This is a genomic window from Shewanella sp. SM32 (assembly GCF_025654235.1).
Taxonomy (GTDB): Bacteria; Pseudomonadota; Gammaproteobacteria; order Enterobacterales; family Shewanellaceae; genus Shewanella; species Shewanella oncorhynchi.
The window spans coordinates 1-19784 of record NZ_JAKKRO010000065.1 but is presented as its reverse complement, the minus strand read 5'-3'; the positions used below and the strand labels follow the sequence as shown (position 1 = coordinate 19784).

At 43.7% G+C, this 19784-nt stretch carries 20 protein-coding genes and 1 pseudogene; 10 read left to right on the top strand and 11 right to left on the bottom strand.

Annotated elements, in window-relative coordinates; genetic code table 11:
• Positions 1-65 precede the first annotated feature (65 nt).
• From L5M10_RS19740 to L5M10_RS19700, 10 genes are all read right to left on the bottom strand, one after another.
• Positions 66-704 (bottom strand): vWA domain-containing protein, encoded by a 639-nt coding sequence (locus tag L5M10_RS19740; protein WP_069453654.1) that lies wholly within the window; start codon positions 702-704, stop codon positions 66-68.
• Positions 704-1342: a TerD family protein gene (locus L5M10_RS19735; RefSeq protein WP_069453653.1), complete on the bottom strand. Its 639-nt coding sequence runs from the start codon at positions 1340-1342 to the stop codon at positions 704-706. The genes L5M10_RS19740 and L5M10_RS19735 overlap by 1 nt, the downstream gene beginning before the upstream one ends.
• Positions 1343-1364: 22 nt before the next feature.
• Complete coding sequence (locus L5M10_RS19730) at positions 1365-2003, bottom strand: vWA domain-containing protein (protein WP_069453652.1); 639 nt, start codon at positions 2001-2003, stop codon at positions 1365-1367.
• Between the two features lie 278 nt (positions 2004-2281).
• The gene (locus L5M10_RS24235; protein WP_411569019.1) at positions 2282-2467 is read right to left on the bottom strand and encodes a ribbon-helix-helix protein, CopG family; all 186 of its coding nucleotides are present in this window, start codon (positions 2465-2467) and stop codon (positions 2282-2284) included.
• 238 nt (positions 2468-2705) lie between these two features.
• On the bottom strand, positions 2706-3914 hold the full coding sequence (locus tag L5M10_RS19725) for a DUF4236 domain-containing protein (RefSeq protein ID WP_069453650.1): 1209 nt from the start codon (positions 3912-3914) through the stop codon (positions 2706-2708).
• A 5-nt stretch (positions 3915-3919) separates the two neighbouring features.
• The gene (locus tag L5M10_RS19720; protein WP_208660837.1) at positions 3920-4864 is read right to left on the bottom strand and encodes an HpcH/HpaI aldolase/citrate lyase family protein; all 945 of its coding nucleotides are present in this window, start codon (positions 4862-4864) and stop codon (positions 3920-3922) included.
• Positions 4864-5949: a cysteine protease StiP family protein gene (locus tag L5M10_RS19715; protein ID WP_263255773.1), complete on the bottom strand. Its 1086-nt coding sequence runs from the start codon at positions 5947-5949 to the stop codon at positions 4864-4866. The genes L5M10_RS19720 and L5M10_RS19715 overlap by 1 nt, the downstream gene beginning before the upstream one ends.
• A 4-nt stretch (positions 5950-5953) precedes the next feature.
• On the bottom strand, positions 5954-6748 hold the full coding sequence (locus L5M10_RS19710) for a hypothetical protein (protein ID WP_263255772.1): 795 nt from the start codon (positions 6746-6748) through the stop codon (positions 5954-5956).
• Positions 6741-7874, bottom strand: coding sequence for a phosphoribosyltransferase domain-containing protein (locus tag L5M10_RS19705; RefSeq protein WP_069453648.1), 1134 nt, complete (start codon positions 7872-7874; stop codon positions 6741-6743). The genes L5M10_RS19710 and L5M10_RS19705 overlap by 8 nt, the downstream gene beginning before the upstream one ends.
• A gap of 19 nt (positions 7875-7893) precedes the next feature.
• Positions 7894-8967, bottom strand: a complete 1074-nt coding sequence (locus tag L5M10_RS19700; protein ID WP_263255771.1) for an ATP-grasp domain-containing protein — start codon at positions 8965-8967, stop codon at positions 7894-7896.
• 228 nt (positions 8968-9195) lie between these two features.
• On the opposite strand from L5M10_RS19700, the gene L5M10_RS19695 reads away from it, so the two are divergent.
• From L5M10_RS19695 to L5M10_RS19650, 10 genes are all read left to right on the top strand, one after another.
• Positions 9196-9786 carry a TerD family protein gene (locus L5M10_RS19695; protein ID WP_069453646.1) on the top strand — a complete coding sequence of 197 codons (591 nt, stop codon included), beginning with the start codon at positions 9196-9198 and terminating at the stop codon, positions 9784-9786.
• A complete protein-coding gene (locus L5M10_RS19690) occupies positions 9786-10931 on the top strand; it encodes a TerD family protein (protein ID WP_069453645.1) in 1146 nt (381 codons plus the stop codon). Before L5M10_RS19695 ends, L5M10_RS19690 begins: the two co-directional genes overlap by 1 nt.
• A 25-nt stretch (positions 10932-10956) precedes the next feature.
• Positions 10957-11409: a tellurite resistance TerB family protein gene (locus L5M10_RS19685; protein ID WP_069453644.1), complete on the top strand. Its 453-nt coding sequence runs from the start codon at positions 10957-10959 to the stop codon at positions 11407-11409.
• Positions 11410-11431: 22 nt separating this feature from the next.
• Complete coding sequence (locus L5M10_RS19680) at positions 11432-12466, top strand: TerC/Alx family metal homeostasis membrane protein (protein ID WP_069453643.1); 1035 nt, start codon at positions 11432-11434, stop codon at positions 12464-12466.
• A gap of 40 nt (positions 12467-12506) precedes the next feature.
• Positions 12507-13088: a TerD family protein gene (locus tag L5M10_RS19675; RefSeq protein ID WP_263255770.1), complete on the top strand. Its 582-nt coding sequence runs from the start codon at positions 12507-12509 to the stop codon at positions 13086-13088.
• A gap of 85 nt (positions 13089-13173) precedes the next feature.
• Entirely contained in the window at positions 13174-13752 is a 579-nt protein-coding gene (locus tag L5M10_RS19670; RefSeq protein ID WP_069453641.1) for a TerD family protein, read from the top strand.
• A gap of 64 nt (positions 13753-13816) precedes the next feature.
• Positions 13817-14458, top strand: a complete 642-nt coding sequence (locus tag L5M10_RS19665; protein WP_263255769.1) for a hypothetical protein — start codon at positions 13817-13819, stop codon at positions 14456-14458.
• 23 nt (positions 14459-14481) lie between these two features.
• Positions 14482-15750 carry a vWA domain-containing protein gene (locus L5M10_RS19660; RefSeq protein WP_263255768.1) on the top strand — a complete coding sequence of 423 codons (1269 nt, stop codon included), beginning with the start codon at positions 14482-14484 and terminating at the stop codon, positions 15748-15750.
• A 728-nt stretch (positions 15751-16478) separates the two neighbouring features.
• Positions 16479-18188, top strand: a complete 1710-nt coding sequence (locus L5M10_RS19655; protein WP_263255767.1) for an ATP-dependent nuclease — start codon at positions 16479-16481, stop codon at positions 18186-18188.
• Complete coding sequence (locus tag L5M10_RS19650; RefSeq protein ID WP_263255765.1) at positions 18185-19579, top strand: UvrD-helicase domain-containing protein; 1395 nt, start codon at positions 18185-18187, stop codon at positions 19577-19579. Before L5M10_RS19655 ends, L5M10_RS19650 begins: the two co-directional genes overlap by 4 nt.
• Here the strand turns inward: L5M10_RS19650 and L5M10_RS19645 are convergent.
• Positions 19576-19784 (bottom strand): annotated as a pseudogene (locus L5M10_RS19645) (IS3 family transposase); the annotation flags it as partial. The gene L5M10_RS19650 and the pseudogene L5M10_RS19645 sit on opposite strands and share 4 nt — an antisense overlap.

Sequence of the window (19784 nt, the reverse complement as noted above, 5' to 3'; positions counted from 1 at the left end):
TCTTGGCCAACCAAAAGCGGCCCTACAAAAAACGCTGCGGAGGTAAACAGCGCCTTTCTGACATTTCAGAGCACCAACTGGATTTCCGATGGTGGGGGGGGAAGTGTATCTGATCCGGTATTGATTCCAGCGCTAGTGCTACCAAAAGAAACACTGGCCGAAACCCATTTAAAAAAACCAGCAAACGCGGTAGAATCCAAAGTTTCCAAAGAGACTATCTTGTCAGTAAGCTGTTTTAAATGTTCTTGGCCTGCTTTAGGACCTACTGCGCAGGCAATGATAGAGCCAAACATCCGAGAACGGATAGCTTTTACTGCTTCACCGTAAGCCCAAGCATCGGAGGGTATTCCATCAGTCATCAGGAAGACCAAAGGGCGCCAGTCACCTTTTGTATCGCCATCTGAGCGTCTTACATCTCTGTCAACACAATGCATCAGACATTCCAAAGCCGCTCCAGTGAAAGTTCCGCCTGCACTGGGGACAACAATGTCAGAAAATTGGAAATTTTCTAATGGAGTAAGCGGAATAAACTCACGAGCTTCATTGTCGTAAGTAATAATTGATATGTGAACGCTTTCTAGGGCATAAGGATCTTGTCGAAGGGAACTTAACATCGCTTGTATCCCAACATTTACTGAGTGAATTGACTCTCCGCGCATCGAGCCGGATGTGTCGATTAACAGATAAACTGGCAGGCGTCGCATCAGCTGTAATTCCTTAGATGTGAAACAAATGAATCTGATTCTGAAGGCTCACCAATTGCCTTCAGTTTCCAACCTGTAGGTTCCCGTATTAACTCAGCAAATACCATGGATCGTTGGTTTATAAAAGAAGGTCCGCCAGAAAGATCGAATCGCGCCATTTCAATATTGCGCGCATCTACTGCTCGAATAAACGCGTTTTGAACCTTACCGAAATGCTGCTGCAGCTTTTTACCATTGTAAATCTGAACGATAAACACTATTTTTTCATACTGAGTATCAAGTGAGTTCAAGCGAACAATTATCTGCTCATCGTCTCCATCACCCGCACCAGTTCGGTTATCTCCAGTAAGCCAGATATTACCCGATTTATGGCGAAGGCTGTTGAAAAAGATGATATCGCCGTTTACGAGCGTATGTTTGCCATTTTCCATGTTACCAAGATAGGCTATCTTTCCGGCTGAGTTACAAAGAAAAGCAATGACATCAAGGTCGTATTCTTCTTTCTTGCCAAAAATTCCAGCTAGAATACCTTTCTTTTCCTCGTTAATATCCCATCCAAGACCGATAGTAACCGAAGAAAGATCAAATTCATTTTTTTTTAGGCTAACACCCTGGCCTTTACTCAAACTTACAGACATAACATCACCTTAATCCATAAAATTATAAGACCACATTAACTTCAGCTGGTGGCGGTGGCAGGTCATCAAGACCAATCACTTCTTTTTTATTTGACTCAATTTTCTGACTACCCACCGAGATGCTTGCACTTACCCACTTGAAGAAAGCTTTGATCGTCGAACTGTCTGCAGTATCAAGCTGAAGTACGATTTCAGTGATTTCTTTGAGAACGCTGATATCAGCATCATGCCCTGCAGCGCAGGCTACGACAACACCAGTTCTGGCCATTTTGAAGTCATTTAGACCTTTTCGCCAGTCATCGGTTGGAGAACCATCGGTCATTAAGAAAATTAGAGGACGCCAGTCACCTTTTGTGTCTGCTGTAGTTTTCTGTACTTCTTTGGTAATTGAACTTGCCACAAGCGAAAGGGCACCTCCAAGAGAGGTGGTACCACTTGCTGATAATCCTGGCACATTGAAACTCATAAGGTCCGTAAGAGGCACGACCTGTCGAGCAGAAGAGTCAAAGGTAATAATTGAAACATATGCTGTTTCAAGTGCATATGGGTCCTGTTTCAGCGTTGTAAGTAGAGTCTGAACACCATTCTTTACTGCCTCTATAGGCTCTCCATGCATTGAACCGGACGTATCAAGTAGTAGATATATTGGTAGACGTCTCAACTGTAATTCCTTTTAAAAAGATAAGAGGGAGAAGAATTTAACAAGAACAATTTTAAAAAGTTCATTTTTAAGTAGTCAAGCAATAACGACCTCTCTGTCCAGGCCGGGATCAAGCTTTGTTATCCCCAGTACTAAAAATGGACACGTTACTAAGCAATGTTCTTTAATTCAAATGCTTCTGCGCTGAGGTAGCCATTCGCTACTATGCCTTCTCGTTTTGTTGTAATCAACTTCGATATATTCAAATACCGCTTGGGGCAACAAAAGGTCGACGGAGCTCACAGAGAATTAATTAGCATTTCAATAATGTCACTTCTGCTTACGTTCTTTTCATTGGCTAAGCGGTCAAGTTTTGAAATGGTAGCTTTGGACAATGATATGGATACTGTCTTTTTTCGCACTTTCGTAAGGCTGACAATTTCATCATCAGATAGTTTCTCTGATTTACTGAGAGTTCGCTGCATTAGAGCTATTTCAACATGAGTAAGGTTGCCGGCATCGGTCATCTGGTATGAGTGACTACTTTTACTGTATTTTATCGTTGTGTTATATGCGTCCCGAAGATCACGTAAAGCCCGCGTGAGTGTCGCCCCAGAACAATCTGCGTTTTTGATTATTGTATTTGCAGAAACAGATTCACCCGAAGACAACAATACTGCTAGTGTGAAAATACGCTTCTGTTTTGTACTTAATATCATATAGTTACTTTACTGTTATTGGCTGAAATACGAAGGTCGTACTCATTTTTCTATTCGGGTTAAACATGGATATTGCGTCAATTGGATCGATATTATCCAAACATGAAAAGTTCATCTTTTGGATAGTAGCGCGATCGGCGGTACATTGAATTATATAATCATCGACTAAGTTACCTGTAGCTTTGCTTAACCGTTGAGTGAATCCGCAAATGCTTACGCTATCGAAAGGCAGTGCGTAAAAGACAATGCCAATCAGCCGGAGCAATATACCGTGTACGTGACGTGCATAGGCTTCTCTAACGGCTTTTTGCGTCATGTCTTTCTCGATAATCTCAGTTCCTTGCCTATTTAAAGTAAAGATGCTTTGAGGTAAATCTTCAATCTCAGGTAAATCAACATCGAGTTTTATTAGCGATTGTTCTGGCAGAACTTCAAACGAAATGGCGGTATCTCGCGGCCAGTCAGTGTTCTGCAATGTCTCATCTAAGATTGCCTCAAAAAATGCCGCGTCTGAGATAAAGCGACTATTTGCTTGTGCTTCCGATGAGGTTAACGATTCTTGATGACGAGCCGCTTCAGATTGCCAGAGAGCATATTGTTCGGCCCATGCCATACGATTAGTTTGGTAGCGGTGTTCAATCAATGTTTTTTCACGCTCCCAGTCTTGCATTGCACGTTCCCAACTGGCTAGAGCAGCGCGCTGACGTTCTTGCCTATCTTCCTCAGACTCAAACAGTTTTTTAAAAAATCCAGTGTCATCCACACAAGAAGGTTTTACGGGGGAAGGCGGGATTTCCGGCTTTGCTGGCCGAACTGGAGCGGGAACGGCATAAGGGCTGGTGGCCGCTTTTAAATAATGGTCTCGCAACTCATTAAATGTTACCCCAAGTGAAGGGTTAGGCGTCAGAGTATGGACGTTTATAACCTGGTGCATAACCATTTCCATCTGTTCGATGGTGGCTAAAAGTGAGTTTCGCAATTGCTCTTTCGATTCCGAGCGCTCCCTTGCCGCAGCATTTGACGATGCCGCGGCCCTATCGAGCCTTGTGCGATAACTCAATCCACCGCCAAGCCCAACATTGGCATAAGTGCCACGACTACCAACGGAGACTGACGCTCCCCTCGGGCCAATTGAAAGACTCGGGGTGGTGTTACTAAGGTTAACCCGAACTCCGGGAATGATTGTGATGCTGCGACGAAAACGAAAGCCCATGTTTATTACCTATGTTGAATTTGAACAGAGGATGGGGACACTGCAGGAGAAACCCCAAAATAATGAACACGATCTAATACGCTCTTTGCCCATCGTCGATGCGTTGCAGGTTCACACATGGCACCACCTGCTTTAAAAACGGCCTGAGATGAGTTTATGATTCTCAGTGCGTCTTGATGATCAAGTGAGCTTACCATGAGGGCGCGCTGAATCACTGGAATTTGATTAGGGTGAATAGCTGTTTTACCTACTAAGCCGTGGGCCAAATCCAATTCCAATTCTTTTTCTAACAGTCGATGATCATCAATGTGCTCACAGACTGGCGCTGTCAGGGAGAAGCCCTTTGAGGCGAATACAGCAACCAGCATCTTAATGACGTAACCCATAGGGCCGTCATATAGGGTAAATTCGCGGGAACGTCGCAAAGAAACGCAATTCATTAAGTCATTACCACCAATACGAAGGGCGATGATTTTATCACGACATTTATGCGCTTTAAGCTCTGAGACTAACGCTTGCATTGCATTGACGTCGAATACATCTTCAGTCTCAAGAGTTGGCATCCAGCATAAATGAGTTAATTCTAAAATGGTTGTCCACTCGTTCAAGTTGGATAGATTGAATTTAGGAAGGACAAAGCCATCAATAGCAGATAAGTCATATTCAGCAGTCAATTGTAGGCCAATCTGCTCGTTTCTCGGGCGAATAAATATTAGCGGCCATTCGATATAGTTAATGCGCTGCTTGGCTTCAGAAAGAGCGTCCAACATCCCTTTAAGGTTGTTCATTGCAAAAGGTATATCCTGATCGGACACTGCATCTTCTAGGCAAATAACCAAAGATCGCAATCCAGCAATTTTACCAGTCACAATGGTATCTACAATGTCGATGCGGGTAGCTGGCATGTAGAGTGTTGCACCCAGGCTGTAGGCAGAAAGTTCCTTTTTCATTAGAGTACCTTTTTGATAATTGTAACTGCACGATATTGACCGATGAGATCACCAACTTCTGTAATCTCCACGCCTTTCTCCTTGGCAAGATAGACCAATAGAGATACGTCAGGATCGTTAATGGAACGAACCAGTACATGGTCAGGCACCCTGCGTAATACAGCGCGCGTCGCTTCAGCAATGCCTGGCTTTATACGATTTGAACTAGAAATATCATAACGTTCTGCAAGCAGTGTCATGATTGCTTTGCTTCGTTCCCATTCCTTCGCTTTTATTGAATCACGCACTTTTATATCGATGGGCGGGACGTCTGAAAGTTCGATTTCTTGACAACATTGTTCAACAGCATTAGCCAATGACAAACCGCATTCATACTCGCTAAGGTGGTTGCAAACCATGCAGTGATGAAAGCCTTCATCACTATAAAGAGAACGAGAGATCATCCCCGAAACAGGTGCACCCATTATTCCAAATGGGATTAGCCAATCATCATCAGTGGCTGACATCCAAGCGCAACCACATGGATCAGCCAAAACCACAAGGCGTGGCTGGGCAGGATAGCCAGCCCGACCGTTAAGCGCTTTAGTCAGTTCATTGGTGATAGCCCCCTTTCCTGTCCAGCCATCTACCCACACAATGCCTTCAGTTCCATGGCGCTCCTCAATAACGGCAAGGGCAGTTTCATCAATGCCACGGTCACGAATAATACTGATCCCGTAGTGATATGACTCTTTCCCCATCATTTTTAACGCTCGTTGCAGCATAACGCCTAAAGGCACACCTGCGCGGACTAGACTTGCCAAAACAATCGGGGTATTGCCGTACTCTTTGGCTAAAGTCACGGCCAGCATCATGACTTCCTTAGCAAGCCGTTTGGCTCCAATGGTGTAAGCCTTGTTAAACAAGTCGAGATGATATTGAGTTGGTTCTGGCTCTTGGCTCAGCATGTCGGAATAATGCATTTTCCCTGACTGGATTAGCGCCTCTTTTTCTTCAATGGAGGTGAATTCAATAGTCACCGGCTTTAAAAGGAATTCGACATCACTGTGACGATAAGAACCTGAAAAAATTGGTGAAATATTCAAAATTCTACTCTCCAAATACGCGGTCTTTGATCGCTGATGAAAACTGACTTTGTTTTGGTACACCATACCAAGAACAAAGTTTCAGAAAGCTGAAGTCAGTGAGGCTATCGCCAAGGCCAATAGTTGGGAACGTGCCCCGTTCTACACGGAGTTTGTTGAGAAGGTAGCTTGTGGCTTTGCCCTTTTCTATGCAAGTAGGTAACCACGCAATGTTGTTGCTGTTGCGATGAACGTAAAAACCTTCAGTACCGAAAATTTCCTCTAACCTATCACCTATCGCATTGAGTTCGTCTAGCTTAGTGCTATCGGTATGTTTCAAGACAAGATAGATAGGGACTCCATCGTACTCATAGTTAATGCGAGCCCACGCATCTATCCCTCCTTCAGCCATCAATGTAGTTATGTCATCCTGCATATCCAGCAAGCGTTGACGATAGGGGGCTAGCGCAGCTTCAATGTGTTGTTGCCACTGAGTATCACACTGACCATCGGGAGATAGAATGACAGCGCCATGAGTTGTAATAGCCCACGAGTTAAACGGTATTTGAACTCGAGCATATTCATCTGTGCCTCGGGCGGTTACTGGTATAACATCAGCATTTGCCAAAAGCCAATCAACTAATAATGCCTGTTCTTCATTCATAAAACTTCGCGGCTCCAGAGAGCGATCTAAAGCGCCAACACGAACAGGAATCTGAGCAAGTTCATCAACCATTTTCCGTTTGGTTTGAAACAACGTGTCGTCCAAATCAGGAAATACGACAGGACGAATAATATGCGACATGGCTTGATTACTCATAAGTAAGAATTTCTACGTGTTTGGCGATATTGCCAAGGGCATTCAGTAAGACAGGATCGACACTTTCTGCGGGAGTTTCGCAGCACAAGAATACAGTATCGAATTGTAGGTGAGCGACATTATAAACAAAATTAGGGATACCCAAGCCGTAGTTGTCGGTAAAGGTTATTGCCGATTCAATAGCATGGCCTATAGCAATAGGTGATCTGGAGGTAGAACTGAAATACACCTCAGCACCAGTCTTTTCCAACTTTTCGGCAAATAAAAACGGTTGCCACACAAATTCACTGGTGCCTAGCACTAACACCTTATCAGATGGTGATACGCAGACATTATTTCCTATAAAGCAAGTGGACTCATCCATCCCCAAACGACCCCAACACTGAACCCCAACGATTTCAACAGCCCCTTTTGCCGTGACATTAACGCTAGGCATGATCGGTGGTTCTGCATCGGGATTAACAATCCATGACCATTTACCTTGAACCAAAGAGATTGACGTAACTTTTGGGCCATCAATCTTTTCAAGTACAGCGTCTTGACTCCAATCAGTTAATGTCACCGTAAGAAGACGCTGAATGCCAGTCATGCCTGCATCAAAAAGCGAGGAATAAAGGTTAGTAAAGGTGTTACCCGTAGTCGCTTCATCATCAATAAGGACTAGCGACTTTGCCTGCTCTACGCGCTTAGCTAATACAGGATCATTCGGCCAGTAAATTAAGTGGTCGGTTGCGTGTGAATGAGTTTCTTTGAATTCGCACATTAGATTGCCATTAACAGGATGGCGGGTAGATGTTAGGAATACCGATTCGGATAACGCGCCTCTAGCCTCTTGGTAAACACCCGCAGCCAAACCTACAGCAGTTTCGGCCATGCCGATAAAGACTACTGGCCCAGGCAGATCAGTTGGCAGCATTGCGGCAATTGATTGGTATGAGGTGCGCATCACACTAGGCTTGATAGGGATGTGACGACCTAGCATTTTACTAACAAATAGAAAAGCTCGCTTTGGGTTGCGCCGCTCAGCAATCTCAAAGAATTGTTCCAACGGTGTAGAATGCGAACTGACAACAGTCAACTCCCCTGTGGATAGTTTGCGCTGAAAAACCTGCTCGGTTTGGCTCATACCTAATTACCTTTTATTGTTATTCAGCCGATTGCTGTTCGGTTAGCGCGATCACGCTTGATACAGACCTAACCACTACAGGTTTAAAACCATCAGTACCCATCTTAATTGCGGTTTCCTTGTCGATAATACCTAGTTTGCGTAAAGCAAAGATGCCTGAAAGGTTAATGCCACAGGAAAGGGAATAGCAGACCCCACCAGAAGGGCGCATGTTAATTTCCAGCAAATATGGCTTGCCGTTAGCATCATCACGAGTCTGTACGTTCACTAAACCATCAGCTTGCATAATTTGTGCGCAAGTTTTTGCTAATTCAAAAGCCACTCCTGATTGCTCAATGGACTGAAGTGCACCTTCTTTGCGGCGACAAACTGCGGCAATTACTTCTCCATTCTCAACAACCATATCAACAGAGCGTTCGCGTCCTGCTAAATATGGCATTAGCACCATAGGTTCAGGAAGTTTGTCGTTAGTTTGCTGGTTCATCGCTGTAAGGTACATCTTCGGTGTTACCCGACGATTATCAGGGTTATTAAAAGCGGCCATCGGACTAACAGAAGGGTCTAGTATCCAGAAGCCAATACCGTAAATGCCAACTACTGGTTTGATGCAAGCTAATTCACCATCAGCGACTTTAAGCGCGATTTGCTTTTTAAGTTCATCAACAGTGTCAATCTGAATAGATGGCACAACAGGTAATCCATGTTGCTCCATAAAATGAGCGTAGCGAACTTTATCATCTGCAATTGAGTGCATATCAAGGCTGCTGGCTCCCGTTGTCAACGATACACCAAGCGCTTCAATCTCCCGTCTGTTTTCTTCCATCCAACGGCAATTACGGCCAGCCTGAATAGTGATTACATTTTCTTTCGCTACCACAGATTTAATAAATTCTAGGCGCTCAGTATCCCCTTTGGGCTCAACCAAAGATAAATCGGCAACCGATGTAATCTCAGGGCGATTGCCACGATGGGACGCAATAATACGAAAAGATAAGTCGAATGACTGACGAGCATCGATAACCGCCATAATAATGTCGCGCTGGGAGGATAAGCCCTCCATAAACCAAATAGATTTCAAAGTATTAGATTCCATGAATAAAGAACTGCGTTATCGATTAGATGTTACGAACTTTATTATTAAATGTGAGGGTAGTCAATCAAATTGTGATTGACTTAGTTCTCAGTCTGGTGAAAAATGGATAAATCAAAGGCAGGCAGGAATGGACATTTTTCATCCCCATTGCCGATTGAAAACCGGCCTAAACCTAGGAAGGTAAAGATTAAAAACTTAGTTTTTAAACCTAAAAAATAAGGAATGAAAATGGCTTCAATTTCTTTGGAAAAAAAGCAGTCGATATCACTCGCCAAGCAATCAGGTTCACCCTTAACTAGCCTTAAATTCGGCTTAGGTTGGGACCCTCTAAAAAAATCAGGTTTTTTTGGAAAGTTGTTAGGTGGCGGCGATTCTATTGACCTCGATGCCAGCGTAGTTTTAATGGACGCTCGCGGTAACCAACTCGATACAGTTTGGTTTCGTCAATTAAAGTCTAAGTGCGGCTCTGTTAAGCACAGCGGCGACAACCTCACGGGTGAGGGTGATGGCGACGATGAAAGCATCAGCATTGATTTAACTCGCTTACCAGCAAACGTAGAGCATTTAGCTTTCACTGTTAACAGTTTCCGCGGTCAAACTTTTAATGATGTCGAAAACGCTTTTTGTCGCGTTGTAGACCAAGGCGGCAAGGAATTGGCTAAGTACACCTTGACCGAACAAGGTCAGCATACTGGCATTCTGATCGCAGCCCTTGAACGTAGTGGCGGCGAGTGGAAGTTTACTGCTCATGGGTTACCTTGCCGTGGCCAAGTCATTGACGACATGATGGGTCAAATCGTTTCAGTGTTGGTGCGCTAATGGATCTTATTCAAGGGGGAAACGCCCCCGTACCTACACTGCCGCTAACTGTGAGAGTAATCTCTGGCGGCGATGTTGATGTGTCCGCTTTCCGTCTTTATGAAAACAATAAAGTGCAAGATGGCGTTGATATGGTTTTCTATGGCCAGCCACGCAGCAATGATGGTGCAATCATTCTGGAAGGAGGGTCACTAAATACCTCCTTTAATGTGAACCTAGGCGCTATTCATGCGGCAGTTCAAAAAATTGCATTCACCGCAACAGTAGATGACGGACAAGTGATTGGCAATCTACGAACCCTGAAAATTCAGGTGGAGCAAGGCGGTAACGTCTTAATATCTTGTGACATACCAATGAATGGTCGCAGTGAGGCCGCGTTAATTTTGGGGGAGTTATACCGCCGCAATGCAGAATGGAAATTCCGCTTCGTATCTCAAGGTTTTAACGGAGGTTTAAAGCCTCTTGCAGAATATTTTGGGGTAGATGTCGCGGATGAACCCGCACCAGCGCCTAAACCAGCACCAACACCAACACCAACTATCAGTTTGCAGAAGGTGACACTAAGCAAGGAAAAGCCAACAATCAGCTTGACCAAGCAAGGTGACAAGTTTGGCAAAATCCGCATTAACTTAAACTGGCACCGAGGCTCAACTCATAAAGGCTTCTCACTGTTTAAACGTGACAACGGTGTTGACCTCGACCTCGGTGCGTTCGTAAGAACGAAGGATGGTGATCGCTATGTGGTACAGGCTTTAGGTAACGGATTCGGAAGCCTGAATCATTCCCCCTTTGTCGAGTTGCAAGATGATGACCGCACCGGTGATAGTACCGATGGTGAATGGCTATTCGTCAACGGCAATCAATGGGAAAAGATCAGTGAAGTGCTCGTGTTCGCATTTATCTACGAGGGTGTGCCTAATTGGGAAAGCACCGATGGGGTTGTGACTATTCATTTGGAGGGACAACCTCCCATTGAAACTCGACTCACCGAAGGTCATTCAGGTCGTGGCATGTGTGCCATTGCAAGACTGGTTAATAACGGAGGCGCGATCAAGGTTGAGCGTATAAACCGTTATTTTACAGGTCACCAGCAAATGGATGAGGCTTTTGACTGGGGCTTTCGCTGGAAAGCTGGCAGCAAATAACCAAATTAAACAAGGAGAAGGCATCATGTCATTCTTAGATAAAGTGCGTAGTGCGGTGAACACTGGCCGTTCTGAGTTAGCAAACCAGGTAACTCGGTTCAAGAATAAAAAATTCATGGAAGGTACAGTTGCCGTTTGTGCATTTATCGCCGCTGCATCTAACGGTGTAAGCAGTGAAGAAAAACAGAAGATGGTCGGGTTTATCAAAAACTCCGACGAGCTTAAAGTCTTCGACACAAATGAGGTGATTGCCTTTTTCCAAAAAATTATCTCTGGCTTTGAGTTCGATGCAGATATTGGTAAAGGCGAAGCCTTGAAATACATTGTTGCGTTAAAGAGCGATGGAGGGGCTGCTCAGTTAGCACTGCGTGTAGGTGTTGCTGTAGCAAAGAGTGATGGCGACTTCGATGAAGACGAGAAGGCGGCTGTAAAAGAGATTAGTTTAGCACTCGGGCTAAACCCGTCTGATTATCAATAGTGGTAATTAAGGAACGAAATACATGAGTTCAACGCATATAGGTTTCCCACCAGAGACTGTAGCTGTCTTTCTGCTACTTTCAGTAGGGGCGATCCTTATCGACCTCTTCATGCACAGGGATGATAAACCTATCCAACTGAAAAGCGCAGTAATGTGGTCGATTTTTTGGGTAGCCATTTCGTTCGCGTTTGCAGGCTTCCTTTACGCCCATCATGGCGCAGAAGTGGCGAGCTTGTTCGTGACAGGTTATGCGCTCGAAAAAGTGCTATCAGTTGATAACTTGTTTGTCATGATGGCAATCTTCTCTTGGTTTGCTGTGCCAGATGGTTACCGCCACCGCGTTCTGTACTGGGGCGTTATTGGTGCAATCGTATTCCGCGGTATATTCGTCGCAATCGGTACTAGCTTGTTGTCACTTGGCCCATGGGTTGAGATGGTATTTGCTGTAATCGTTTGCTGGACGGCTGTAATGATGCTGCGAAGTGGTGATGATGACGATGCAATCGAAGACTACTCGCAACATTTGGCATATCGCTTGGTTAAACGCTTTTTCCCAATTTGGCCTAAATTAACTAGCCATGCCTTCTTGCTTAAGCAGTCAGAAGTGGACGCAGAACTGACTAAACCTGAAAACGCAGACGTTCAAGTTGGTCGTGTTGGTAAAGCGGCCTTCTATGCAACACCGCTAATGCTGTGTTTAGCTGTAGTAGAGTTGTCGGATGTGATGTTTGCGTTTGACTCAGTGCCAGCTGTTATTGCGGTAAGCCAAGAGCCTCTAATTGTATACAGTGCCATGATGTTCGCCATTCTTGGCCTGAGAACTCTGTACTTCGTTCTGGAAGCACTAAAGCAGTACCTAGTGCATCTTGAAAAAGCGGTAATCGTGCTGCTGTTCTTCATTGCTTTAAAGCTTGGTCTAAATGCAACCGCGCACATCTTCCACCATGAATATACAATCTCCGCAATGGCAAGTTTAGCCGTAGTAGGGGTCGTTTTGTTCTGTGGTGTGTTTGCAAGTTTCGTATTCCCTGAGAATGACGAAGCCGAAGCTAAGTAAATAACTGTTCAAATCTCCAAATCGAAAAAGGAATTGATAAATGGCAACTGTTTCTCTATCTAAAGGTGGCAACGTATCACTAACTAAAACCGACCCTACCATGAAAAAGGTATTGGTTGGCTTAGGATGGGATGCTCGCTCTACTGACGGTCAAGACTTCGACTTAGATGCTTCAGCATTCTTACTCGGCGAAAATGGCAAAGTGCGTTCCCCAGAAGATTTCGTGTTTTACAACAATTTGCGTGCTGCTGGTGGTGCTATTGAACACACTGGCGATAACCGCACAGGTGACGGTGACGGTGACGATGAAAGCCTGAAGGTCAATTTAGATACACTGCCTGTTGACGTAGCTAAAATCGTGTTTGTTGTAACAATCCACGATGCAGCAACGCGCTGCCAAAACTTTGGTCAAGTAAGCGGCGCATTTATTCGCCTAGTCAATGAAGATTCAGGCAAAGAAATTGCTCGTTTTGACTTGTCAGAAGATGCCTCGACTGAAACCGCAATGCTGTTTGCTGAACTATACCGTCATAATGGTGAATGGAAGTTTAAAGCGGTAGGTCAAGGCTATAAAGGCGGTTTATCTTCGGTTTGTGCAGAGTACGGCGTTTCTGCAAGCTAATCAGTAAACGTATTGCAATTTCAATCTAAAGCGGGGGCTTTCCTCGCATTACAGGGACAATTCCCTAGACATAAGGAGCTTTAAAATGGGTGTATCTTTAGCTAAAGGCGGCAACATCTCTTTAACCAAGGCTGACGCAGGCTTGAAAGTTGTGTTAGCAGGTCTAGGTTGGGATCAGCGCGTTACAGATGGAACTGATTTCGACTTAGACGCTTCAGTATTCATGGTTGGTGAAAACGGTAAAGTGCTGTCCGACGCAGGTTTCGTTTTCTACGGTCAAAAAAATAGCCAATGTGGTTCTGTTGAACACCAAGGTGACAACCGTACTGGTGCCGGCGACGGTGATGACGAGCAGATTAAAATCGATTTAACCAAGATCCCTGCGGACATCAAGAAGCTGGTTTTTGCTGTTACCATTCACGAAGCAGAACAACGCAAGCAAAACTTTGGCATGGTGAGCAATGGCTACATTCGCGTTGCAAACAACGATAGTCAAGTTGAGCTGGCACGCTTCGACTTGTCAGAAGATGCTTCTGTTGAAACCGCAATGATCTTCGGTGAACTATACCTACACGGTACAGAATGGAAATTCAAAGCCGTTGGTCAAGGCTTCGCTGGTGGCCTCCACGCACTAGCTACAGCCCACGGAGTTAACTTGTCGTAATTATCATTAAACGAATAAGGGCATCAATGATGCCCTTTTTTATTAGCAAGTATGGGTTAATGAAATGGCTCGAAGCAAAAAAGCAGATATTGAATCGTTAAGACAAGCATTAGTCATAATTGGCGGCTTAATTTTCTTACCATTTATGTTTTTTTCATTTTTTCATTATAAAAAACTTAAAAAAATGTACCTTAGCAACAGCAATGCTCAACGAGTATTTGATAGTGGGTTGCTGATGAAATGTATCGTTTACAGTGCGGGTATGATTGCCTCGACGCTAATACTAATGTTTTACGTCACGACCAGAGTGCCGCCAGACTTCATCAATTATGCTCTTGCTGTCAATGGCATTATTTTGGTTCTCGGCATTTACGCCATCTACAAAATGGCTCAAAGGGTTGCTGTACGTTACTTAGGTGTCATTTTCAATAACGATACAAAAATGATGATCATCCCAGTTGATCTTGCGAACGCAAGTGCAAGCGAAAATCTTCGCTTTCAATTTCTAAGACGAATGGGAGAGTGTGAAGAAATACCTGTTAAGTTAATCACCAATATCACTCGGGAAAAAGGGGTCAACTTTTATATTCACGGTGCATTTGGTTCACGTCAAATAAATTTCACCAATAAGCAAAAGCGTGATGAGTGCTTAATGGCTTTGCAAGCTAGAACTAAAGTCAGCCGAGGCGGTGATTTAGGATATTAATAAGAGTCGAGTTAGGGGGGAATATGGAACTTATTTCAGGTCAAAACATTAGCTTAAATGGTAGCGAACTTGTCATCGATATGTGCTATCAGCCAGGCGTAAACTTTGCTGGTGAAGTGGATACCTCAGCCTTCTTGTTGACGAACCAAGACAAAGTGAGAAGTGATAGTGACTTCATTTTTTATAATCAGCCAGAATCAACCAATGGGGCGGTTGTTTATAGCAAGACACCTACAGGTGGCCGCTATGTTCTTAGCACTGCCAAGGTCGAGTCCACTGTAGATAAAATTGCTTTGACCATGGTAGTGGATGGAAGCAGTACGGTCGGGCATCTTGCCAGTCTTAGCTTAAAGGTGGATGGACAGGCTAGTTTCAATGTGCCATTGGACAATCGCAGCGAGAAAGCATTAATCGTCGGGCAGATTTACCGGCATAACGGCGCATGGAAGTTTAAAGCGCTTGGAATGGGGTTTAATGGCGGCCTTGCGGCATTAGCGACAAACTATGGTGTCGATGTGGATGATGAGCCTGCACCTACCCCTACCCCCATTCTAGAGGCGTCCAAGCCGCCTGCGGGGGTAAGCCTGGAGAAAAAGCTACAGGAGCAGGCGCCGCATCTTATCAGCCTAGCCAAACCAGTGAGTATTAGTTTGGTTAAGCACAAACTAGAGCATGTTAAGGCTAAGGTCGCCTTCGTTCTCGACGCATCTGGTTCTATGACTCAGCAATTCAAGCAAGGTAATGTTCAAGCTGTTTTAGAGCGAATTACTGTCTTGGCAACACAGTTTGATGATGATGGACAGATGGAAGTTTGGGGATTTGGTGAACGCCACAAAAAATACCCTGATGTGTCGCTAAGTAACATTAAAGGTTATATCTCTGGCATCCAAAACTCGGGTAAACGTGGGCTATTCGAATTATTGCCGACGCTTGGTGGGGTAAATAATGAGCCACCTGTAATGGCTGATGTTATTAAGCACTTCAAAAACAGCCTTGAACCGGTGTTTGTTGTTTTCATTACCGATGGTGGCATCACGAAGGCAAGAGCTATAAAAGATGCAATCCGCGAGTCGGCCAATTACCCAATTTTCTGGAAGTTTGTAGGTCTTGGTGGGCACAATTATGGGATATTAGAAGAACTAGACGATTTCACTGATCGCCTTCTTGATAACACTGACTTTTTCCCTATTGATAACTTCAAAACAGTACCGGACAATGTGCTTTATGACAAGCTGTTGATTGAGTTCTCAGGCTGGCTTGCTGAGGCCAAGCGTAAATCGATAATCAGGTAATTAAACCCTTGCACTAAAGCTGAATAGCATTAATACACTATTCAGCTTAAATAACATAGCCTTACCGACGCTTAATGACCTCGTTGCATCAGTAATAATGTTCCGCCAAAACACTGAACACAAATATGCACCATAAAGTCATTGTATTCCCCCACTAACTCGAAAAATTTAAAATCTAGCTAGTTTTTTCGATAGAACACCAGTCGTGCCGTTTTGCGGTTATCTCGTACGTTCAGATTCTTTCCCTGGAATATAACTCTTTTAAAGCTTCTAACTCTCTCTGATAAAACACTAATTTCTACTAATGAAATGAAATATTCAGCCCTATCATCAATATCTTGAATCAGCTTTAACGAATCGTCGTTTTCAAGTTCAGTTATTTCTTGTAATAACAACTAATACTGTTGCCTCACTAATGTCCATGTACATTTCAGAGGAATGCAGCAGACACGTTCGTGCCCCAATCCGTGTTGGTGAATCAGGCTTGCCTAGTCTGATTCACGCGCAAAACACCGTCAGTTTGCGTTGGCTTTGGGCTAACATGGTTATGCCCCATTCCGCGTTATCGGTGCGGCAGACAACTTACTCTGTCAGTGGTGAGTTGGCCAAGTTTTAGTAATGCTAAAGATTGACTAGAGTAATGGTGGCGATTCAGTTTGCTTTTAGCTTGGGTTGTTTAGTGTTAACTTTGTAAACAGGAGCACTAACAATAACTACATGGAATACAAATGTACATTCGTACGGTCGAAATTGAAAACTACCGAGCCTTCAAAAGCTTCAAAATCAAACTTTCACCACTTAGCCTAATTATCGGTGAAAACGAAGCAGGCAAAACCAACCTATTTGACGCACTTGCTCTGCCACTTAATAGCAACGACATAAGCTTCAATAAGAAACGTCTATCTGTATCGGACATCAACCGCGAAGCAATCAAAGACTTTTATCAAGCTATCATCAACGGCAAGGGAGATGATGAGATCAAGGCTTTGATTCCAAAGGTTCGAGTTGAGGTCGAGTTCACTGACCCAAAGAACTTTATTGAAGAAGGCGTTATTGGTAAGTGGATAATCGGAGAAGAAGCCGACGAGAGTTATAAGATTCGGTACGACTTCAGGCCTAAAGATGCAGATCATTTTGTAAAGAGTGCCAAAGAATTACTCGACGGCATTGAGGACATCAAAGAAACACGCTGGTTTAACTTACCAATTGAGCTTTACGACTATGATGTAACGCAAAGCAATAATGGGTTAAAGGTTAGCTATTCTGATTTAAGACTTATAGCCATCAACTCTATTAACGCCGAGCGTGACGACTTTGCTGAAAATAATACACAGAAATCAAACAACATTCTGACAAAAATGCTTATTTCCGCTCTCGAGGATTCCGACAAGGCCAAGATTAACAGCGCGTACACTTCTTTCTTTGATGAAATCGAAAGTACAGAGACATTCAAAAAAATCGTTACACCTGATCCAGACTTCGAGAACTTCTTCGACGAAATTGTTGATAAGCTTGAATGTATCCCCAACCTGCCAAATTTAAAGAGCATCCTATCCAACATAACCTTGAAGTCTGGTGAAAGCTACCTATATCAGCGTGGCCTTGGGTATCGTAATCTTGTTTTCATTTACCTATTATTTGAGTTCTTCAAAAGCAACAAGAATGCACTCAACCTCTGCTGTATCGAAGAACCTGAAGCACACCTTAGCGTCAACAACCTCCGCTTCGCAACTGACTTCATATACAAGAGCACACAAAAAGGTGGCTCATCTCTACAAACGCTAATTAGCTCCCATAGCCCTCAAGTCATCAATAAACTTGAGCTAACTAACGTGATCGTCCTATCTGGAAATGAGGCCATACACCTAACTGATAGTAAGAAGCATCTCACTAACTATCTTCGTAAGCGGCCTAACTTCGATATTCTAAAACTGCTACTAAGCAATAAGACTGTACTCGTAGAAGGCACTACCGAAGAGATGCTGATCAACGCCATCCTCTACCGTAATAACAAGAATTTGAGTAGTCTTGAAGTAATATCTATCGAGCAAACTGGCTTCATAACTTTCATGGACGTCTGGTTGCAAGTCAATAAAGGTAAACCAAAGAAGAAGCTAAGCATCATACGTGATTATGATGATAATAATGCGACCAAAGACAAGCACCAAAAATACGATATCGAAAACGACAATATAAGAGTAAGAACCACTACCCAATATACGCTCGAAGACGATCTAGCTGGAACCGCTGGAAACCTTCATCGCCTAAACACACTGTTCAACAAGAAGTGCAAAACCCCGGAAGAGATGGCCAAGTTCCTGAAAAATAGTAAAGCCGAAAGGATGCTCAAGATTGCAGACTCTATCTTAGATGAAATGAACAAAGATCCAATCATGCTACCCAAGCACATTCAAGAAGCCTTGGATTTCATGAAATGATTGAAGTCCAAATAGCCGGAGCAGGTGCTGGTAAGACTCACGGCCTAGCTGAGAAGATCATCAAGCACTATGATGCTTCGTCATATAAGAAGATCTTTGCCATCACTTATACCAATAATGCCGCGAAGAACATTTCCGAAGCTATCATCAAGCAATTTGGATACTTGCCAGAAAATATCATAGTTTGCACTGTTCATACGTTCCTATTGAATGAGATCATTTACCCTTACTCTCCGTTTGTTCTAAATGAAATACACACCACCTCCTCTCGATGCAAAACATTCTCAAACTTTCCGCCTGGCAAGTCTGAGGAAAAAAAACGACGAGAATCAGCGGGCACAATTAGCAGGCTAAAGAAGATTGGCGTGATACATGTCGATGAGACATATGCTGCGGCATGGAGAATTGTCGATGAAAACTACTCCAAACATAGCAGCCAGAAAAAGAAGTCTAAAGTTAGGAAAGTTCACAAGTTACTAAGTAGCGCGATTGATAATATTTTTCTCGACGAAGCTCAGGATCTTGATGAAACAGCTCTTAAGGCTTTTCAACAAATCGGCGAGAATTCGGTTGACATTTACATGGTGGGTGACCCCAAGCAAGCAATAGATTATCCAACATCTTTCACAGACTGGTTAGCTGCGAATAAAGCCAACGAAAAAGTTAAAGTACTTCCGAATATAACTACTTCTCGTAGGGTTCCACAGAGAATTCTTGACCTATCAAACACCTTTTGCCCCAAAGGCCAAGAGCAAACTAGCTTGTCTGAAGTTGAAGGACGCCTAACATACATCACTTCTGAAGATGATCATTACGACGACGTTCTCTGTCATCACATTGAGACTAGAAGCTTAGTGAGCATCTTCAGAAAAGAAGGTAATTACTCAACCAAACAAGCAGGGTCACTACCCGAGTTTGATCCTGAGGTAGAAGAGCTACTTACAGTAAAGTTTCCCGAATACGAAGAAGGCGTGGTCATATATTCATTACAGCGTTTCTTTGCCTCCCTGTTATCCAAGAATGACAACAACAAATCTATACGTAAATTTCTTGCCAAGCTGGAAATTCCGTATGAAAAAGAGCTGTTCATAAAACTTTGCCGCTCAGCCGAGCAATTTAGTTCATCTAAGGACAATTCGGCCAAGTATGCAATAAGCAGCATCCAACGAACTAAGGGCTTAGAGTCTAAGGTTTGTGTCTTAATCTTAACGCCAGCGATATTCAAATGCTTAATGCAGAATGGTGTAACCAAGTTCAACAAGACTTGGAATATGGTCTACGTCGCATTAACGAGAGCTGAGTCAGAGCTTGTTGTAGCAGTAGACATGGCTTTGCTTGGCAGAGAGTACGGTGTTTTTCAAGATAGTTGTCACTCTTTGTTTAAATATTAAGCTGCATTTATTACGCCTTCTTCTGGTGCCTTATCTGGGTTGAGTGTTACAGCGCCAACCGCTTCACAATTTCTGATCTCTGTAGACCAACGCATCGGTTTTCTTTCCTTCGCCGCCTCAAGCACTTTCTTGCGCTTCGCTAAAATAGCGCCATCTTGCAGTGCATGACGTTGCCCTGGTGAGACAAAATTTAGCTGGCTGTGTT